Annotated in this window: 16 protein-coding genes; 9 read left to right on the forward strand and 7 right to left on the reverse strand. The window is 69.3% G+C overall.

The features are described from left to right. Window positions 1–33: 33 nt before the first annotated feature. Window positions 34–2,301 (reverse strand): DNA translocase FtsK, encoded by a 2,268-nt coding sequence (locus G6N75_RS14985; RefSeq protein ID WP_165349196.1) that lies wholly within the window; start codon window positions 2,299–2,301, stop codon window positions 34–36. 87 nt (window positions 2,302–2,388) lie between these two features. Further along, a complete protein-coding gene (gene ald / locus G6N75_RS14990) occupies window positions 2,389–3,447 on the reverse strand; it encodes an alanine dehydrogenase (RefSeq protein WP_165349147.1) in 1,059 nt (352 codons plus the stop codon). A gap of 100 nt (window positions 3,448–3,547) precedes the next feature. On the opposite strand from ald, the gene trxB reads away from it, so the two are divergent. The 4 genes from trxB (at window position 3,548) to infA (ending at window position 6,705) form a co-directional block, all read left to right on the forward strand. Further along, window positions 3,548–4,540, forward strand: coding sequence for a thioredoxin-disulfide reductase (gene trxB / locus G6N75_RS14995; RefSeq protein WP_165349148.1), 993 nt, complete (start codon window positions 3,548–3,550; stop codon window positions 4,538–4,540). Next, window positions 4,537–5,694: a GNAT family N-acetyltransferase gene (locus G6N75_RS15000; RefSeq protein WP_206203144.1), complete on the forward strand. Its 1,158-nt coding sequence runs from the start codon at window positions 4,537–4,539 to the stop codon at window positions 5,692–5,694. The genes trxB and G6N75_RS15000 overlap by 4 nt, the downstream gene beginning before the upstream one ends. After that, window positions 5,691–6,425 (forward strand): leucyl/phenylalanyl-tRNA--protein transferase, encoded by a 735-nt coding sequence (gene aat / locus G6N75_RS15005; RefSeq protein WP_346765543.1) that lies wholly within the window; start codon window positions 5,691–5,693, stop codon window positions 6,423–6,425. The genes G6N75_RS15000 and aat overlap by 4 nt, the downstream gene beginning before the upstream one ends. A 61-nt stretch (window positions 6,426–6,486) precedes the next feature. Continuing rightward, complete coding sequence (gene infA, locus G6N75_RS15010) at window positions 6,487–6,705, forward strand: translation initiation factor IF-1 (protein WP_165349149.1); 219 nt, start codon at window positions 6,487–6,489, stop codon at window positions 6,703–6,705. 13 nt (window positions 6,706–6,718) lie between these two features. Here the strand turns inward: infA and clpA are convergent, their stop codons facing one another. Next, window positions 6,719–8,986, reverse strand: a complete 2,268-nt coding sequence (gene clpA, locus G6N75_RS15015; RefSeq protein WP_165349150.1) for an ATP-dependent Clp protease ATP-binding subunit ClpA — start codon at window positions 8,984–8,986, stop codon at window positions 6,719–6,721. A 3-nt stretch (window positions 8,987–8,989) separates the two neighbouring features. Further along, window positions 8,990–9,307: an ATP-dependent Clp protease adapter ClpS gene (clpS, locus tag G6N75_RS15020; protein WP_165349151.1), complete on the reverse strand. Its 318-nt coding sequence runs from the start codon at window positions 9,305–9,307 to the stop codon at window positions 8,990–8,992. 258 nt (window positions 9,308–9,565) lie between these two features. Here clpS and gspC point away from each other — a divergent pair, with 258 nt between their 5' ends. From gspC to G6N75_RS15045, 5 genes are all read left to right on the forward strand, one after another. Further along, a complete protein-coding gene (gene gspC, locus G6N75_RS15025) occupies window positions 9,566–10,522 on the forward strand; it encodes a type II secretion system protein GspC (RefSeq protein WP_165349152.1) in 957 nt (318 codons plus the stop codon). Further along, a complete protein-coding gene (gene gspD, locus G6N75_RS15030; RefSeq protein WP_165349153.1) occupies window positions 10,515–12,560 on the forward strand; it encodes a type II secretion system secretin GspD in 2,046 nt (681 codons plus the stop codon). Before gspC ends, gspD begins: the two co-directional genes overlap by 8 nt. Window positions 12,561–12,562: 2 nt before the next feature. Then, window positions 12,563–14,122: a type II secretion system ATPase GspE gene (gene gspE / locus G6N75_RS15035; protein ID WP_165349154.1), complete on the forward strand. Its 1,560-nt coding sequence runs from the start codon at window positions 12,563–12,565 to the stop codon at window positions 14,120–14,122. A gap of 13 nt (window positions 14,123–14,135) precedes the next feature. Continuing rightward, entirely contained in the window at window positions 14,136–15,362 is a 1,227-nt protein-coding gene (gene gspF, locus G6N75_RS15040; RefSeq protein ID WP_165349155.1) for a type II secretion system inner membrane protein GspF, read from the forward strand. 317 nt (window positions 15,363–15,679) lie between these two features. Then, window positions 15,680–15,904, forward strand: a complete 225-nt coding sequence (locus G6N75_RS15045) for a hypothetical protein (protein WP_165349156.1) — start codon at window positions 15,680–15,682, stop codon at window positions 15,902–15,904. Window positions 15,905–16,087: 183 nt separating this feature from the next. Here the strand turns inward: G6N75_RS15045 and G6N75_RS15050 are convergent, their stop codons facing one another. The 3 genes from G6N75_RS15050 to G6N75_RS15060 form a co-directional block, all read right to left on the reverse strand. Further along, window positions 16,088–17,323: a M56 family metallopeptidase gene (locus tag G6N75_RS15050; protein ID WP_165349157.1), complete on the reverse strand. Its 1,236-nt coding sequence runs from the start codon at window positions 17,321–17,323 to the stop codon at window positions 16,088–16,090. Further along, window positions 17,310–17,678, reverse strand: coding sequence for a BlaI/MecI/CopY family transcriptional regulator (locus tag G6N75_RS15055; RefSeq protein WP_165349158.1), 369 nt, complete (start codon window positions 17,676–17,678; stop codon window positions 17,310–17,312). The genes G6N75_RS15050 and G6N75_RS15055 overlap by 14 nt, the downstream gene beginning before the upstream one ends. Window positions 17,679–17,940: 262 nt before the next feature. Beyond that, window positions 17,941–18,488: OB-fold nucleic acid binding domain-containing protein (locus G6N75_RS15060; protein ID WP_240901143.1), on the reverse strand; the 548-nt coding region annotated here is incomplete at its 5' end.

The raw sequence follows: 18,488 nt of genomic DNA on the forward strand, positions 1-18,488 counted from the left end.
ATTCGACTCCCACCGGCCGGAAAAGCTCCCGGCTCAGTCCTCCGGCGGCGGCGGCGCCAGCACTTCGCGGCTGCCGTTCGATTGCAGCGGCCCGACCAGGCCGGCCTCTTCCATGGTCTCGACCAGCCGCGCGGCGCGGTTGTAGCCGATCTTCAGCCGCCGCTGGACGCCGGAAATGGAGGCCTTGCGGGTCTCGGTGACGATCCGCACGGCCTCGTCGTAGAGCGGGTCCTGCTCGCCGTCGTCGGGCAGGCCGCCGCCCGCCTGCGGCGACAGCCCCGGCACCGGCTGGGAGGGCCCTTCCAGCACCTCATCGAGATACACGGGCGGCCCCGAGGCCTTGAGATGCTTGACCACGCGATGCACCTCGGCGTCCGAGACGAACGCGCCGTGCACACGCTGCGGCACGCCGGTCCCGGGCGGCAGGAACAGCATGTCGCCGTGGCCGAGCAGGCTCTCCGCGCCCATCTGGTCGAGAATTGTGCGGGAATCGACCTTGGCCGAAACCTGGAAGGCAATGCGCGAGGGGATGTTGGCCTTGATCAGCCCGGTGATCACGTCCACCGAGGGGCGCTGGGTGGCGACGATCAGGTGAATCCCCGAGGCCCGCGCCTTCTGCGCCAGCCGCGCGATCAGCTCTTCCACCTTCTTGCCGACCACCATCATCAGGTCGGCCAGCTCGTCGATCACCACCACGATGAACGGCAGCGGCGCCAGCAGCGGTGCCTCGGTCCCCTCGACGTGATCTTCCGGGCGGAACAGCGGGTCGCGCAGCGGCTCGCCGCGCTGCTCCGCCTCCTTCAGCTTCCGGTTGAAGCCGCCGACGTTGCGCACGCCGAGCGTGGCCATCAGGCGGTAGCGCCGCTCCATCTCGCCCACGCACCAGCGCAGCGCGTTCGCGGCCTCGTTCATGTCGGTCACGACCGGCGCCAGCAGGTGCGGGATGCCCTCGTAGACCGAGAGCTCCAGCATCTTCGGATCCACCATGATCAGGCGGACCTGTTCCGGCGTCGCCTTGTAGAGCAGCGACAGCACCATGGCGTTGATGGCGACCGACTTGCCCGAGCCCGTGGTGCCGGCGATCAGCAGGTGCGGCATCCGCGCCAGGTCGGCCACGGTCGGCAGGCCGCCGATGTCCTTGCCCAGCGCCAGCGCCAGCGGCGACTTCATCTCGTCGTAGGCCCGCGAGGTGAGGATCTCGCCGAGCGTCACCAGTTCGCGCACTTCATTGGGGATTTCCAGCCCGACCGTGGGCTTGCCCGGGATCACCTCGACCACGCGCACCGCGATGGCCGACAGGGCCCGGGCGAGGTCCTTGGCGAGGTTGCTGATCTGGCTGACCTTCACCCCCGGGGCCGGCGCCAGCTCGAAGCGGGTCACGACCGGGCCGGGATGCACCGCCACCACTTCGACCTCGACCCCGAAGTCCCGCAGCTTGAGCTCCACCAGCCGCGACATGGCCTCGAGCGCGTCCTCGGAATAGCCGCCGGCCTTCGGCGGCGCCTCGTCCAGCAGGCCGAGCGGCGGGATCTCGCCGGGGGCCGGGGTCTCGAACAGCGGCACCTGCCGCTCCTTTTCCACCCGCTCGCTTTTCTCCATCGGCGCGATCACCGGCTCGATCCGCGGCGGCGACTTGCGCACCACGCTGCGCTTCTTGCGCTCCACGGCCTCCTGGCGGGCCTGGGCCGCCTTGCGGCCGGCCAGCCGGTCACGGAAACTCTCCACCCCCTGCTGGGCCGCCGCGACTGCCGCCAGGGTGAGCCGGCCGACCCGGTCCATCACCGCCAGCCACGACACCCCGGTGAACAGCGACACGCCTGCCAGCCACAAGGCCAGCAGCAGCAGGGTGGCGCCCAGGAAGCTCAGGACGGCGGCCAGGCCCAGCCCCGTCAGCTGGCCGAGAATGCCGCCGGCCGTCTCGGGCAGCCCGTTGCCCGCGAAATGCAGGGTGGCGAGGCCGCAGCTGGCCGCCAGCGTCACCAGGAAGCCGGCGCCACGCAGCGCCAGGACCTTGCTCTCCGGCAGGTCCGAGGCCGAGCCGCCCCGGGAGATGAACCAGCCGGCGCCGGCCAGCAGCACGGGGAACAGGTAGGCCGGATGACCGAACAGGACGTACAGGAAGCTCGCCACCCAGGCGCCGACCGGGCCCGCGGCGTTGCGCACGGTGTCCCCGGCGCCGGTCGAGGCGAAACCCGGATCGGCCGGATGGTAACTGGCCAGCGCCCACAACAGGATCAGCGCCAGGGCCCACCCGATCCAGAGCGCACCCTCCCGTGCGGCCCGTCCCACGGACAGGCCCATCAGGCGGGGCTTGGTCTCAGTCGCCTTGGCCAATCGATGAATCCACGTGAGGTATCAGTTACAACTAATTGTTTTAAAAGCCAGAGACTACTTGAAAAGCGCCGGATGGACAACCTTGCCGCCATCCACGTTGATGCCCTTCACCAGCGACGGCACTTCGCGCCAGTTGCCCGCCGCCAGCCGCATCGCATAGGGCGCGATCGCCGCCGACAGGGCCTGCGACGAGGTCCGGGGCACGGCGCCCGGCATGTTGGTGACGGTGAAGTGCACCACCCCGTGCTCGATGTAGGTGGGGTCTTCCCAGGTCGTCGGCCGGGTCGTCTCCACGCAGCCGCCCTGGTCCACCGAGATGTCGGCGATCACGCTGCCCGGCTGCATCGCCCGCACCATGTCCGCGCTGATCACGTGCGGCGCGCGCTCGCCGGTCACCAGCACCGAGCCGATCACGATGTCGGCCTGGGCCACGGCTTCCCCGACGTCATGGGTGTGGGGGTACAGGCCGGTCACGTTCGGCCCGATGGCGCGGGCCGCGACCAGCTTGTCCCGGTCCATGTCGAAGATGGTGACCTCGGCGCCGAGGCCCGCGGCGATGATCGCCGAGTTGCTGCCGGCCACGCCGCCGCCGAGCACCACCACCTTGCCGCGCTTGGCCGCGGGCACGCCGCCGAGCAGGATGCCCTTCCCGCCCTGGGGCTGGTGCAGCAGGTGGGTGGCGACCTGCATCGACAGCCGGCCGGCGATGTCGCTCATCGGCGCCAGCAGCGGCAGCCGGCCGCGCTCGTCCTCGACGGTCTCGAAAGCGACGGCGGTGCAGCCGATCTGGCACAACCGCTCGGTCAGTTCCGGCAGCGCGGCCAGATGGAGGTAACAGAACAGCAAATGATCCTTGCGCAGGTGCACCAGGTCGCCCTCGATGGGCTCCTTCACCTTGACGATCATCTCGGCCTTGCCGTAGACGGCCGCCGCGTCCGGCAGGATCTCGACCCCGACGGCCGCGAAGGCCTCGTCGGCGTACCCGCTCTTCACGCCGGCCGAGGTCTGGATGAAGACCTCGTGACCTGCCCGCACCAATTCAGCACACGCAGCCGGGATGAGCCCGACGCGGCCCTCCAGCGGCTTGATCTCCCGCGGCACACCGATACGCATGATCGACTCCTGGCTAGTGGCGCTTGCACCCGCCGGCACGCTTGGCCGGGGGCTGTCGCTTCTCATACCATAGGGGAAACTTGCAAGGGCGGAATTATACATGAGCGATCCCAAGCACTGCCGGGTCCTGATCCTGGGTTCCGGCCCCGCCGGCTATAGCGCTGCGGTCTACGCCGCGCGCGCCAACCTGCGTCCCGTCCTGGTCACCGGCGTCGAGCAGGGCGGCCAGCTGATGACCACCACCGACGTGGACAACTGGCCCGGCGACGACGCCGGCGTGCAGGGTCCGGAGCTGATGGAACGCATGCGGCGCCACGCCGAGCGCTTCGACACCGAGGTCGTGTTCGACCACATCCACACGGTGCACCTGCAGCAGCGTCCCTTCCTGCTCGAGGGCGACAGCGGCAGCTATACCTGCGACGCGCTGATCATCGCGACCGGCGCCACCGCCCGGTACCTCGGGCTGCCCTCGGAAGAGAAGTTCAAGGGGCGCGGGGTGTCGGCCTGCGCCACCTGCGACGGCTTCTTCTACCGCAACCAGGCGGTGGCCGTGATCGGCGGGGGCAACACCGCGGTGGAAGAGGCGCTGTACCTGTCCAACCTGGCCTCGCACGTGACCCTGGTGCATCGCCGCGACGCCCTGCGCGCGGAAAAGATCATGCAGCAGAAGCTGTTCGAGAAAGCAGGCCCCGGGGGCAACGTGACGCTGCTCTGGGACCACATCGTGGACGAAGTGCTGGGCGACGACAGCGGCGTCACCGGCGTGCGCGTGCGCAGCACCAAAAGCCCGCAGGAGACCCGGGACCTGGCCGTGACCGGCATGTTCGTCGCCATCGGGCATACGCCCAACACGGGAATTTTCGACGGGCAGCTGGAGATGGAGCACGGCTATATCCAGGTCGTCGGAGGCAGCCGGGGCAACGCCACCGCGACCAGCGTTCCCGGGGTCTTCGCGGCCGGCGACGTCTCCGACCCGATCTATCGCCAGGCCGTCACCTCGGCCGGGTCCGGCTGCATGGCCGCGCTGGATGCCGAGCGCTGGCTCGAGACCGCCGCCGAGGCGCCGCCCGCGGAGGTGGCGAAGGCCGGTTGAGCGCGCCGATGCGGCTGCGCGTGCTGGAATCGCTGCTGGCGGTGGACCAGGCCGACTGGGACGGCCTGGTCCCCGACGGCAATCCCTTTCTCCGTTTCGCTTACCTCGCTGCGCTCGAGCGCAGCGGCGCCGTGAGCGCAGCGACGGGCTGGCACCCCCGGCACCTGCTGCTCGAAGCGGCGGGCCGGCCGGTCGGCGCCCTGCCGCTGTACCTCAAGGACCACTCCTGGGGCGAGTTCGTGTTCGACTTTGCCTGGGCCGATGCCTACCGGCACGCGGGGCTGCCCTACTACCCGAAGCTCGTCGCGGCCGTACCCTTCACGCCGGTTCCCGGCCCGCGGCTGCTCCTCGGCCGGGGCGTCGACCCGGCCGCCGCTGCCCATCGGCTGCTGGACGGCGCGCGGGCGCTGGCCGGGGAGCTCGAGGCCTCCTCGCTGCATGTCCTGCTGCCGCCCGATACCCAGCTCGACGCCCTCGGGGAGGCCGGCCTGAGCCTGCGCCAGGACTGCCAGTTTCACTGGTTCGACGAGGCTTACGGCGATTTCGAGGGTTTTCTCGGCGCCCTCACCGCCGACAAGCGCAAGAAGTTTCGCCGCGAGCGGCGGCGCGTGCGGGAAGCGGGCATCAGTTTCGACTGGCTGCGCGGCGGCGAGATCGATGCGGCGCTGTTCGCGGAGATCTACCGCTTCTATGCCTCGAGCTTCCTGCGCCGCGGGATGGCGCCCTACTTCCCGCCCGCCTTCTGGGAAGAAGTGCTGGCGACGATGCCCGACAGCATCCGGGTGGTGCTGGCGCGCCGCGAGGGCGCGGCGGTGGCCGCGGCCATTTTCTTCCTCGGCGGCGAGGTGCTGTACGGGCGCTACTGGGGCTGCGACGAGGACTACCACAGCCTCCATTTCGAGACCTGCTTCTACCAGGGTATCGAGCTGGCGCTGGCGGAAGGCTGCCGGCGCTTCGAGCCCGGCGCGCAGGGCGAGCACAAGCTGCGTCGCGGCTTCCGGCCGGTGCCGACCTGGTCGGCCCACTGGCTGGCCCATCCCGCCTTTGCCCGGGCCATCGGCGCCTGGCTGGCGCGCGAACGCCAGCATGCGGCCGCCTACCTGGAGGCCGCCCGGCAGCACCTGCCCTTCCGGCAGGACGACGGCGCCCGGTGACGCGCGCCTTGCACTGGCTGGGCCCGGCCGGCAGCCCGATCATGTTCCCGCCCCCGGCGGCGGCGCTGGCCGAGCCGAACGGGCTCTTGGCCGCCGGCGGCGACCTGGCCCCCGAGCGGGTGCTCGCCGCCTATCGCCACGGCATCTTCCCCTGGTACGAGGAGGGCCAGCCGATCCTGTGGTGGTCGCCGGACCCGCGCACCGTGATCCTCCCGGCCGAGCTGCACGTCTCGCGCCGTTTCCGTCGCGAGTTGCGGCGCCGGCCCTTCGAGGCCTCCTTCGATACCGACTTCGCCGCAGTCGTCCGGGGCTGCGCGCGGCTGGACGAGCCGCTCGCCGGCACCTGGATCACGCCCGACATGATGGCCGCGTACCAGCGCCTGCACGAGCTGGGGCACGCGCACTCGCTGGAAATCTGGCAGGCGGGACGCCTGGTCGGCGGGCTCTACGGGGTGGCGCTGGGGCGCGCGTTCTTCGCCGAGTCCATGTACAGCCGCGTCAGCAATGCCTCCAAGGCTGCGCTGGCCCACCTGGCCGGCGTGCTCGGCGCGAACGGCTTCCGGCTGATCGACTGCCAGCTGCCCTCGGCCCATCTCGCCCGCCTGGGCGCCCGCGAGCTGCCGCGGCGGCAATTCCTGGCCCTGCTGCGGGAGGCGGTGGACGCCGGCGCACCCCCCGCGGGGTGCTGGTCGCGGGCCCGCGTCCCGGCGCTGCCGGGGTGCTCAGATTGAAAAGGGACCGGCCTTTCTGCACAATGCGCGCGGTCACCGCACCGGAGTTCCCGATTACCGCATGGCGAAGGAAGACGCAATCCAGATGGAAGGCAAGGTCATCGAGACCCTGCCCAACACCACGTTCAGGGTAGAACTGGACAACGGTCATATCGTGACCGCCCACATCTCCGGCAAGATGCGCAAGCACTACATCCGGATCCTCACCGGCGACAAGGTCACCGTGGAGCTGACGCCCTACGACCTGTCGAAAGGCCGCATCGTCTACCGCGGCCGCTGAAGGGCCCTCCCGCCTAGACGGCCTCTTCGGCCTCCAGCGCCTCGGTCTCCAGCACCAGCTGGTTGCGGTCCGCATCCAGCCGCACGCGGATGTGGCCGCCGGCCACCAGCGAACCGAACAGCAGTTCCTCGGCCAGCGGGCGCTTGATGTGCTCCTGGATCACCCGCGCCATCGGCCGCGCCCCCATCTTCGGGTCGTAGCCCTTGGCGGCGATCCATTCGCGCGCGTCGTCGTCGAGCTCGAGCGTCACCAGTTTGTCCTGCAGCTGGGCTTCCAGCTCGACCACCAGCTTGTCGACCACGCGGCTGATGGTGTTGGCGTCCAGCGCCTGGAACTCGATGATGCCGTCGAGGCGGTTACGGAATTCGGGCGAGAACAGCCGCTTGATCGCCTCCATGCTGTCGGTGGCGTGGTCCTGCTCGGTGAAACCGATGCTGGCCCGGCTCGCCTCCTGGGCACCCGCATTGGTCGTCATCACGATGATGACATTGCGGAAATCCGCCTTGCGGCCGTTGTTGTCGGTCAGCGTGCCGTGGTCCATGACCTGCAACAGCAGGTTGAACACCTCGGGATGGGCCTTTTCGATCTCGTCCAGCAGCAGCACGCAATGCGGCGACTTGGTGACCGCTTCGGTGAGCAGGCCGCCCTGGTCGTAGCCGACGTAGCCCGGCGGCGCGCCGATCAGCCGCGACACGGTATGGCGCTCCATGTACTCCGACATGTCGAAGCGGACCAGTTCGATGCCCAGCGCCATGGCCAGTTGCCGGGTCACCTCGGTCTTGCCGACGCCGGTCGGGCCGGCGAACAGGAAGCTGCCCACCGGCTTGTTTTCGTCACGCAGGCCGGAGCGCGCCATCTTGATCGCGGACGCCAGCGTCTCCACGGCCGGATCCTGGCCGTAAATGACCAGCTTCAGGTTGCGCTCGAGGTTCTTCAGCAGGTCCTTGTCGGAGGCCGAGACGCTCTTGGGCGGGATGCGCGCCATCTTGGCCACGATCTTCTCCACCAGCTCCACGTCCACCACCGCATTGGCCGGGTCGGGCGTCTGCAGGCGCAGGCTGGCGCCGGCCTCGTCGATCACGTCGATGGCCTTGTCCGGCAGGTGGCGGTCGTTGATATGGCGCGCCGACAGCTCCGCGGCGGCCTTGATGGCCTCCTCGGAGTACTTCACCCCGTGATGCTCCTCGAAGCGCGACTGCAGGCCCTTCAGGATCTCTATCGTCTCGGGCACGCTCGGCTCCGGCACGTCGATTTTCTGGAAGCGCCGCGCCAGGGCGTGGTCCTTCTCGAAGATGCCGCGGTATTCCTGGTAGGTGGTCGAGCCGATGCAGCGCAGCTGGCCGTTGGCCAGCACCGGCTTGATCAGGTTGGAGGCGTCCATCACTCCGCCCGAGGCGGCGCCGGCGCCGATCACCGTGTGGATCTCGTCGATGAACAGGATGGCGCCCGGGTTCTTCCGCAGGGCGGCGATCACGGCCTTCAGCCGCTTCTCGAAGTCGCCCCGGTACTTCGTCCCGGCCACCAGCGTGCCCATGTCGAGCGCGTAGATCACGGCGTCGCTGAGCACGTCGGGCACCCGGCCTTCCTCGATCATCAGCGCCAGGCCCTCGGCGAGCGCGGTCTTGCCCACGCCGGCCTCGCCGACATAGAGGGGGTTGTTCTTGCGCCGCCGGCACAGGATCTCGACGGTGCGCTCGATCTCGAGCTGACGGCCGATGAGCGGGTCGATCCGGCCGTCGGCGGCCAGCTTGTTCAGGTTGGTGGCGTACTTCTCGAGCGGGTCGGCGTCCGCCTCCTTCTCGATCTCCGTGCCCTCGGGCGCTTCCTGCTTCTCTTCGGGCTCCTCGCCGCTGCGGGTCAGGCCGTGGGAGATGTAGTTCACCACGTCGAGCCGCGAGATGTCCTGCAGGCCCAGCAGGTAAACGGCATGCGACTGCTTCTCGCCGAAAATCGCCACCAGCACGTTGGCCGCAGTGACTTCCTTGCGGCCGCTGGACTGGACGTGGAACACGGCCCGCTGGAGCACCCGCTGGAAGCCCAGCGTGGGCTGCACGTCCTGCTCTTCATGGTCGCCGAGCCGCGGCGTGGTCTCGTCGATGAACTCGCTGAGCTCTTTCTGCAGCCGCGTCAGATTCGCGCCGCAGGCCTTCAGGATATCGATGGCCGCGGGCACGTCGAGGAGCGCGAGCAGCAGGTGCTCCACGGTCATGAACTCGTGGCGTTGCTCACGGGCGCGGCGGAACGCCTCGTTGAGACAGAATTCCAGTTCGCTGCTCAGCATGTTTCAGGCCTCTTCCAAGGTGCACATCAGCGGGTGCTGATGCTGGCGGGCGTAATCAGTCACCTGGACCACGCGGGTCTCGGCGATGTCGTAGGGGAACACGCCGCAGACGCCGCGTCCCCGGGTATGCACTTCCAGCATGACACGGGTCGCGCGGTTCCGGTCGAGCCCGAAGAACTTCTCCAGCACCTCGACCACGAACTCCATCGGCGTGAAGTCGTCGTTCAGCATGACCACCCGGAACAGCGGCGGCCGCTTGACCTTCGGGCGGGCCTCCTCGAGGGCCGTGCCGTGATCGGGCTTTTCACTGGGGTCAGACATACGATTCGTGCGCTGGGTTCCTGCAAACTGCGTGTTCCTCTGGAGGCTTCGCTTCGACCTCCCCTCCGGCTTCATTTATAGGGACGGCTCGCGGGACTGACAACCCCTTGACTTTCGGCTATCCACGATACCGCCGCAACGACGCGGGCCACCTCCGGCAATTTGCTTGAGACTGGCTCCATCCACCGCGTATTATCGGCCGATGCGCGCAGACACATTAATGTGCCCGCGAACCGGCATCTCCAGTAACGGGGTCTCGTGGCTGCTCTAATCGACCGCGTCAACCAGTGGACACGCCTGCCGCCGGCCCAGCTTTGGGCGGAGGCCTCGCGCGTGCTGCCGCCCTGGGTGGTCCTGTTGCTGGTGGTCGCCATCGGCTGGCAGCTGGCCCGCGTGGGATGGCTGCTGGTGCCGGGGCCGGCGACGCCGGAGCTCCCGCCGGTCGCGGCCCAGGCCCGGACCGCGCAGCCGGCCGCGGGGGGCGCGATCAACGTCGAGCGCGTGATCGATGCCCACCTGTTCGGCGTCCCGCGGGCCGACGACGAGTCCGTCGCGCTGGTCGAGCAGGAGGATGCGCCGGACACGCAGCTCAACCTGGAGCTGCGCGGCACCATCGCCGCCACCGAGGAAGAGCGGGCCCTGGCGATCATCGCCCAGCGGGGCGGCGCCGAGAAAGTGTATTTCGTCGGCGACGCCGTGCCCGGCGGCGCAACCCTGCATGCCGTGCAGTTGGACCGCGTGCTGCTGCGCCGGGCCGGCCGCCTGGAAGCGCTGCGCCTGCCGCGCAGCGAGGACGGCCCGGCGCCGCGCCGCGCCGCCGCCCCGCCGCCGAGCCGCACCCCGTCGCTGTCCCCGCAGGCCGCGACCACGATCCAGCAGGTGGTGAGCCAGAACCCGGCCAGCCTGACCGAGATCATCCGGCCGCAGCCGGTGTTCAAGGACGGGCGCCAGCAGGGCTACCGGGTCTACCCCGGCCGCCAGCGCCAGCAGTTCGCGGAGCTGGGCCTGCGCCCCGGCGACCTGGTCACCCAGATCAACGGCATGGCCCTCGACGACCCCGCCCGAGGGATGGAGATTTTTCGCGGCCTGGCGGACGCGACCTCGGTCACGCTGACGATCGACCGCAACGGCCAGGTCGAAATGCTCACGCTCAATACCTCGGTCCTGCAGCAGAGCCTGCAGAACGCCAACGAAGGGACACCCCCCGATGATTAACTCGAGACCTCCCCGTGGCGCCGGACGGCGCCTGGCGGCACTCGCAGGCGCGCTCGCGCTGGCGCTCGCGGCCACCGTTGCGCCGGCCCAGGAACCGACGATCACGCCGAACTACAAGGAAGCTGACCTGCGGCAGATCATCGAGGCGGTGAGCGCCATCACCGGCCGGAACTTCATCGTCGATCCCCGGGTTCGCGCCCAGGTGACGCTGCTGTCGTCGCAGCCGATGAGCCCGGATGCGTTCTACGAGGCCTTCCTGTCGATCCTCGAGGTCCACGGCTACGTGGCCGCGCCGGCCGGCGACCTGATCAAGATCCTGCCCGATGCCAACGCCCGCCAGGTGCCCGGCCGGGAATCGGCCGCCGGGGCGCCCGGCGGCGCCGACGAAATCGTGACCCAGGTGATCACGGTGCGGAATGTGGGCGCGGCGCAGCTGGTGCCGATCCTGCGGCCGCTGATCCCGCAGTACGGCCACCTGGCGGCGCACCAGGCGTCCAACATGCTGATCATTTCCGACCGGGCCGCGAACGTGAACCGGCTGCTGCGCATCATCCAGCGCATCGACACCGGCGCCGACGCCGAAATCGAGGTGATCCCGCTCGAACACGCGTCGGCGAGCGACGTGGTCCGGGTGGTCACGGCGCTGCAGCAGGCCGCCTCCGGCGGTGAGACCGGCAAGCCGCTGGGGCTGGTGGCGGACGATCGGACCAACAGCGTCCTGATCAGCGGCGACGGCACGGCCCGCCTGCGCATGCGCGCCCTGATCTCGCATCTCGACACCCCGCTGGAAGACGGCGGCAACACCCAGGTGGTCTACCTGCGCTATGCCGACGCCGAGGATCTCGCGCAGCGGCTGCGCGACCAGGCCTCGGCGGCTGCCATGACGACAGCCGGGGGCGAAGGCGCCGGCCAGCCCGGCGCACCGTCCCGGGCCCGCGAGGATGCCGTGATCTGGGCCGACCCCGGCACCAACGCCCTGGTGATCACCGCCCCGGCTGAAGTGATGCGCAGCCTGCGCATGGTGATCGACAAGCTCGACATCCGTCGTGCCCAGGTGATGGTCGAGGCCTTCATCGCCGAGGTGGCCTACAACCGCGCCGCCCAACTGGGGGTGACCTGGGCCATCGACGGCAGCAACGACAACAGCATCATCGGCCTGACCAAGCTCGGCACCGGCGGTATCGTGGACATCGCCGGCGCGGCGCTGGGCGGCGATGCGGCGATCGGCCAGGCGGTGGCCAACCTGCCGCAGGGTATCCTGCTGGCGGGCGGCCGGATCGACAGCGAATCGGGGACTAACTGGGCCGTGGCCTTGCAGGCGCTGCTGAGCGACTCGGACACCAACGTGCTGTCGAACACCTCGATCGTGACCATGGACAACGAGGAAGCCGAGATCAAGATCGGCCAGGAAGTGCCCTTCGTCACCGGCCAGTTCACCAATACCGGCGCCGCCCAGGGCTCGGTCAACCCCTTCCAGACCGTCGAGCGCAAGGACGTCGGCCTGACCCTGAAGGTCACGCCGAAGATCAACGAGGGCGACGCGGTGGTGATGAACGTCTCGATCGAGACCTCGAACATCGCCGGCACCGCCGGCGGCGCCGTGGACCTGATCACCAACCAGCGCACCATCACCCAGCGGGTGCTGATCGAGGACGGCGACCTCCTGGTGCTCGGCGGCCTCGTGTCCGACGACCTGATCCAGTCCGAGCAGAAAGTGCCGCTGCTGGGCGACATCCCATTGCTGGGCCAGCTGTTCCGCTCGCAAAGCGCGACCACCGAGAAGCGCACGCTGATGATTTTCCTGCGCCCGGTGATCCTGCGCGACGGCGTGCAGTCGAGCATGGAGACCAACGCCAAGTACCGGCTGATGCAGGACGCCCAGTCGGAGGCCGCCGGCCGCAACACCCAGTTCCTCAACCGCAACGTGCCGCCACCCGTCATTCCGGACATCGAAGATTTGCGGCCGGCCTCCGAAGGCTACGAGCCGCCGCCGCCGGAGCCGGAGGACCGGGAGCGCGCGTCGGAGCGGCCCGACTGACCATGGCCACCGAGAGCAGCGACATCACTGCGGCCGCGGTCGCCGAGGCAGGCGGGGCGGCGGAGCCGGTCGCACCCCGGACCCGGGGCGGGCGCGGGCGCCTGCTGCCCTTTGCCTTCGCCAAGCGCCACGGCATTCTCATCACCGTGCTCGAGGACGAGCGGGGCGAGGCCGTGTGCCGGCCCGACCTGAAGCCGCTGAGCCTGGCCGAGGCCCGCCGCTTCGCCCGCGTGCCGCTGGCGCTGCGCGAGGTCAGCGAGGAAGAGTTCGACGAGCTGCTGAACCGCGCCTACGAGAGCGGCTCCAACGCCGCGATGCAGATGGCCGAAGGCCTGGAAAGCGAGACCGACCTCTCGCAGGTCGCCCAGGAGCTGCCCGAGCCCTCCGACCTGCTGGAGAGCGAGGACGACGCCCCGATCATCCGCCTGATCAACGCCATCCTGACCCAGGCGGTGAAGGAGAACGCCTCCGACATCCACATCGAGCCCTTCGAGAACCGCCTGGTGGTGCGTTTCCGCATCGACGGCGTGCTGCGCGAAGTGGTGCAGTCCCGCCGCGCCGTGGCGCCGCTGGTGGTCTCCCGCATCAAGGTGATGTCGCGGCTCGACATCGCCGAGAAGCGGGTGCCGCAGGACGGCCGGATCTCGCTCAAGGTCGCGGGCCGCGCGGTGGACGTGCGCGTCTCCACCATCCCCTCGGGTCATGGCGAGCGGGTGGTGATGCGGCTGCTCGACAAGCAGGCCGGCCGGCTGGACCTGTCCAGCCTGGGCATGGATCCGCAGACCGAGAAGCTGATGGGCCACCTCATCCATCGGCCGCACGGCATCATCCTGGTCACCGGCCCCACCGGCTCGGGCAAGACCACGTCCCTGTACGCCGGGCTGGAGCGCATCAACCGCGCCAGCCGCAACATCATGACGGTCGAGGACCCGATCGAGTACTACATCGACGGCATCGGCCAGACCCAGGTGAACACCAAGGTGGGCATGACTTTCGCCCGCGGGCTGCGCGCCATCCTGCGCCAGGACCCGGACGTGGTGATGGTGGGCGAGATCCGCGACCTCGAGACCGCGGAGATCGCGGTGCAGGCCTCCCTGACCGGCCATCTCGTCCTCTCGACCCTCCACACCAATACCGCCGTGGGCGCCGTGGCGCGGCTGCGCGACATGGGCGTGGAGCCCTTCCTGCTGGCCTCCAGCCTGCTCGGCGTGATGGCCCAGCGGCTGGTCCGGGTGCTGTGCACGGACTGCCGCCGGCCCGCCGCACCGAACGAGAGCGAGCGCCGGGTGCTCGGGATCGAGTCCGGGGCCGATGTCAGGATCTACCACGCGGTAGGCTGCCCCAGCTGCAACGCCAGCGGCTACCGCGGCCGCACCGGCATCTACGAACTGATTCCGGTGGACGAGCACATGCAGGCCATGATCCACCAGGGCGAGAGCGAGCAGGCCCTCGAGCGCTACGCCCGCACCCTCAGCCCCGGCATCCGCGACGACGGCGTGCGCAAGGTGCTCGAGGGCGTCACCACCCTGGAAGAGGTCGTGCGCGTGACGCGCGACGACTGAGGCCGCCCAGCCCATGGGAGCTTTCGAATACACCGCGGTCGACCAGGGCGGACGCCAGCACAAGGGCGTGGTCGAGGGCGACACCGCCCGCCAGGTCCGCCAGCTGCTGCGCGACCGCGGCCTGCTGCCGACCCAGGTCAACGAGATCATGGAGCGCCAGCGCCGCAGCGCCGCCGCCGGCCGGACCAGCTTCAGCCTGCGGCGCGGCATCAGCGCCGGCGACCTGGCGCTGGTCACCCGCCAGCTGGCCACGCTGCTGCGCTCCGGCATGCCGCTGGAAGAGACCCTGCTCGCGGTCGGCCAGCAGGCCGAGAAGCCGCGGCTCAAGAGCATCCTGCTCGGCGTGCGCTCGCGGGTCATGGAAGGCCACACCCTGGCCTCGGGCCTGGGCGAGTTCCCGCAGGCCTTCCCCGAGATCTACCGCGCCACCGTGGCGGCGGGCGAGCAGTCCGGCCACCTCGACCCCGTGCTCGAGCGCCTGGCCGACTACACCGAGAACCGCCAGCAGCTGCGCCAGCGCGTCTCCCACGCGCTGATCTACCCCATCATCCTGGTGAGCCTGGCGCTCCTCATCGTCAGCGCCCTGCTGGTCTACGTGGTGCCCAAGGTGGTGGGCGTGTTCGAGAACACCGGCCAGGAGCTCCCGGCGCTGACCCAGGCGCTGATCGCCAGCAGCGACTTCCTGCGCGAATACGGCGTGGTCCTGCTGGCGCTGCTCGGCCTCGGCGTGTTCGTGTTCACCCGCCTGCTCCGCCGCCTCGAGTTCCGCCGGCGCTGGGACCGTTTCCTGCTCCGGCTGCCGCTGGTCGGCAAGCTCACGCGCGGCGTCAACACCGCCCGCTTCACCCGCACGCTCAGCATCCTCGCCGGCAGCGGCGTGCCGGTGCTCGATGCGCTGCGCATCTCCGGCGACGTGGTCGGCAACGTGCCCATGCGCGAGGCGATCGAGGAGACCGCGGTGCGGGTGCGCGAGGGCGCGCCGCTGGGCCGCTCGCTGGGCGCCAGCCGCCTGTTCCCGCCCATGACCATGCACCTGATCTCCAGCGGCGAGGCCAGCGGCGAGCTGGAGAACATGCTCGAGCGCGCCGCCGACAACCAGGAGCGCGAGGTCAACAGCCTGGTCGGCGCCCTGCTCTCCATCCTCGAGCCCGTCCTGATCCTGGTGATGGGCGTGATCGTGCTGGCCATCGTGCTGGCCATCCTGCTGCCGATCTTCCAGCTGAACCAGCTCGTCGCCTGACGGCCGCCGCGCGGCCTCGCTGGCGTTCGCCTGCGGGAACGTGGCGGACCAGCGCATGCCTCCCGCTTGGCTCAGATGCCGGCGCGTGAGACATGCGCTGCCCCCGCCACTGCCACCAGGGTCCCTCCAGCGTCCCGCCCGGCGCCCACACCGGGCCGAGATCCGGGCCTGGCGCCTCCGGGCGTTCGGCGGCCCCGAGACGTAGCCAGGCCGCGGATTGGGAAACTGGGTATTGCTCCGGCCGGCAGGTCGATGTATATGTCGCGCCCTAGGAACCCCCTGCGGGGAATTTTTTGGACCGTCCCTGGCCGGAAGTTATGAAAACGGACACCGACGACACCAACGACGACATCGAAGACTCCTTCGATGCGGAAGAGGACGAAATGGAAGAAGAGGAGTTCCCCAGCCTCCTCGAGGACCTGCCCTCCGGCACCTCCTCGCGGCACGCCGGCGAGAACGCGCGCCGGCGCGTGGAGGAGTACCTGGAAATGAAGCGCGCCGCCAAGGAACTGGCCGACCTGGACAGTTTCGACTTCGAGTGACGGCGCGCGGCAACCTGCCGCCAAACATGCTCAGCAGACCGGGCCGCGAGGCCCGGTTTGCGTTTCAGCCCCGCGCACGGACCCGCCACTTGCCCCGCCCCGGGGACCGCGCCCTGACCTCGGCATGTTCCCTCTTGGCTCAGATGCCTGCGAGTGAACATGCCGAGTCCACGGCGCTGCCAATCAGGATTCCGGCGGGGCTCCGGCGCTGACGCGCAGGTCGATCACCAGGCCGTGGAAATCGCCCGTCGAGGTCTCATTGCCGATTCGGATAGAGGCTTCATCGCGCAAAACTATCCGGGGCTCCGCCAGAATCTCTCCGTTCCGCTCAAGCCTCGTGGCGAGGTCAACAGTTCCGTCATCGAGCTGAACGGCGGTCCATCGCGTATCCCAGGACTGCCCTGCATATTCGAACCTCTCTTCGTGCGGAACCCCTGGGACCACCACGATGCGGATGTCGCGAACGGGCTCCTTTCCCATCTTCACCGCCAGCTCAAGCAGCAGCTTGCCAGGCGGCACTGCAGCCGGATCACCGGGTTGTGTTGCCCATGCCGTCGCGGCCGCTGAAGCGACCAACATTGCGACCGAGAACCAGCCGAAAAGCCGGCGCGCTGGAGAATGCGAGGGGCGGGACAACATGGCAAGTCGCTCCTTGGCCAGATGAAACCCGAACCAGTGACAGCCGAGCGGCAAGGGTTGGTCTGCAAGCTGGGTCTTGAGCAAGGCTCTGGCGTAGCTCTGACGCTGATGCGGGAATCGACGCAACACGGCGGCGTCGCAGGCCAGTTCCTGGTCGTGCCGGAACCAGCGATCGGCAGTGTGCATAACGGGGTTGAACCAGAACAGGCAGCGCAGCAGCACCGCAACCAGGCTCGCTGCGAGATCGCCCCGGCGTAGATGCTCGTGTTCATGCGAGAGCACGAGTTCGCGTTCCAAGGGGCTGTAACGCTGGACGAAATCACCGGGCAGCACGATGCGCGGCCACCAGCCCACCACCGCGGGCAAGCCGCGCGTCGCCACGCTCTGGTAGTAGCCATCCGGGCGCCGGCGCAGCGGACCGAGACCAGCCATGAAACGGTACTGTTGCCAGCTAAGGATGGCGGCCATGGTCATGGCGCCGCTGGCCCAAACCCAGATCAACCACGCGAAGTCGTATCGGCCCTGATCCGGTAAGGATGCCGACGGCGTCATGGCATCAAGCAACTGGGCAGCGCCTCCCTGAGCGGGAAACATCGGCGCGACGGCCGCCGGCAGTAGTACTCCCAGGATCATCAGGGGCACCATCGCCCAAAGACCGTAGGCGACGCCTGCGCCGAAGGCGTGCCGGACAGGGCGTCGCAGTGCCAGGACGAGCAAAACGGCAACGGTCGTCGCCAATGTGGTTTCGGCCAACAGAGACCAACTTTCACCGGCCGTCATCGAGCTTCTCCAGGATTGCACGCAGCTCCGCGAGGTCTTTCTCGGTCAGCCGGCCGCGCTCGCTGAAATGCGCGACCATCGGACCAACTCGTCCACCGAACAATCGATCAAGCAGGTTCTCGCTCTGCTGGGCCAGCCAGGTATCCCGGTCCAGGACCGGGCTGTAGAGAAACCGCCGGCCCTCGCGCCTGGCCTTGATGGCCCCTTTTTTCAGCAGGCGATTCAGCAAGGTCTTCACAGTCGGGGCCTGCCAGTCTTGGTCCTCTGCCACGGCCGTGACGACATCTTCTGCCGTCAAGGGGCTCGACTGCCAAAGAGCCTGCATTACCACGGATTCCGCTTCACTGATCTGCATGTCGATTACACCCGTAATTTTTCTGGAAGATTACGCGTGTAATCGCCAATGTCAAGCCGGTATAAAAGCGCCGGACAGCCGCCCCTGCAGATGGGGCAGGGCCGGCTGCCACCGTCGTGATACTAAACGTGGGCCTGGCGGCTTCGTTTCCCTGATGTAGCGGCAGCGGACGCGCACGCCTCACGCGCCAGGCATCTGAGCCAAGCGGGAGGTGTGCGCGGCCGCTGGCGCGGTCAGGTAAGGGGATCGCAGCAGTCGGTGGTCAGTGAAAGTCCCGCGACCTGACGTCCAGCTGCCCCAGCAGCGCGCTGCGATCCCGCATCCGCTCGGCCACCAGGTGCACCACCTGCCCCTCCCGCTGCACCCGCCCGGTCACTTCCAGCAGCCGCGCGCCGAGCAGCGGCTTGCGCCAGGCCTCGGACACCTGCTGCCACACCACGATGTTGGCCTGGCCGGTCTCGTCCTCGAGGGTCACGAACATCACGCCCCTGGCGCTGCCGGGCCGCTGGCGATTGATCACGATGCCGGCGCAGGCGGCGTGCGCACCGTTCGGCGCCCCATTGAGCTCGCCGGCGCTGACCAGGCCGTCGTCGGCCAGCCGGTCCCGGAGCAGCGCCAGCGGGTGGCGGCCCAGTGTCAGGCCGGTGCTGCGGTAGTCGGCAACGATGTCGCGGCCCTCGGTCGGCGCCCGCAGCAGCGGCAGGCCCTCGCGGATGGGCGCATCCTCGAGCAGCGGCAGCGGCGCCTCGATCCCGGCCACGGCCCAGGCCGCGCGGTGGCGGTGCCCGGCCAGGCCGCGCAGGGCGCCGG

The organism is Thioalkalivibrio sp. XN8 (genome assembly GCF_011058255.1).
Taxonomy (GTDB): domain Bacteria; phylum Pseudomonadota; class Gammaproteobacteria; order Steroidobacterales; family XN24; genus XN24.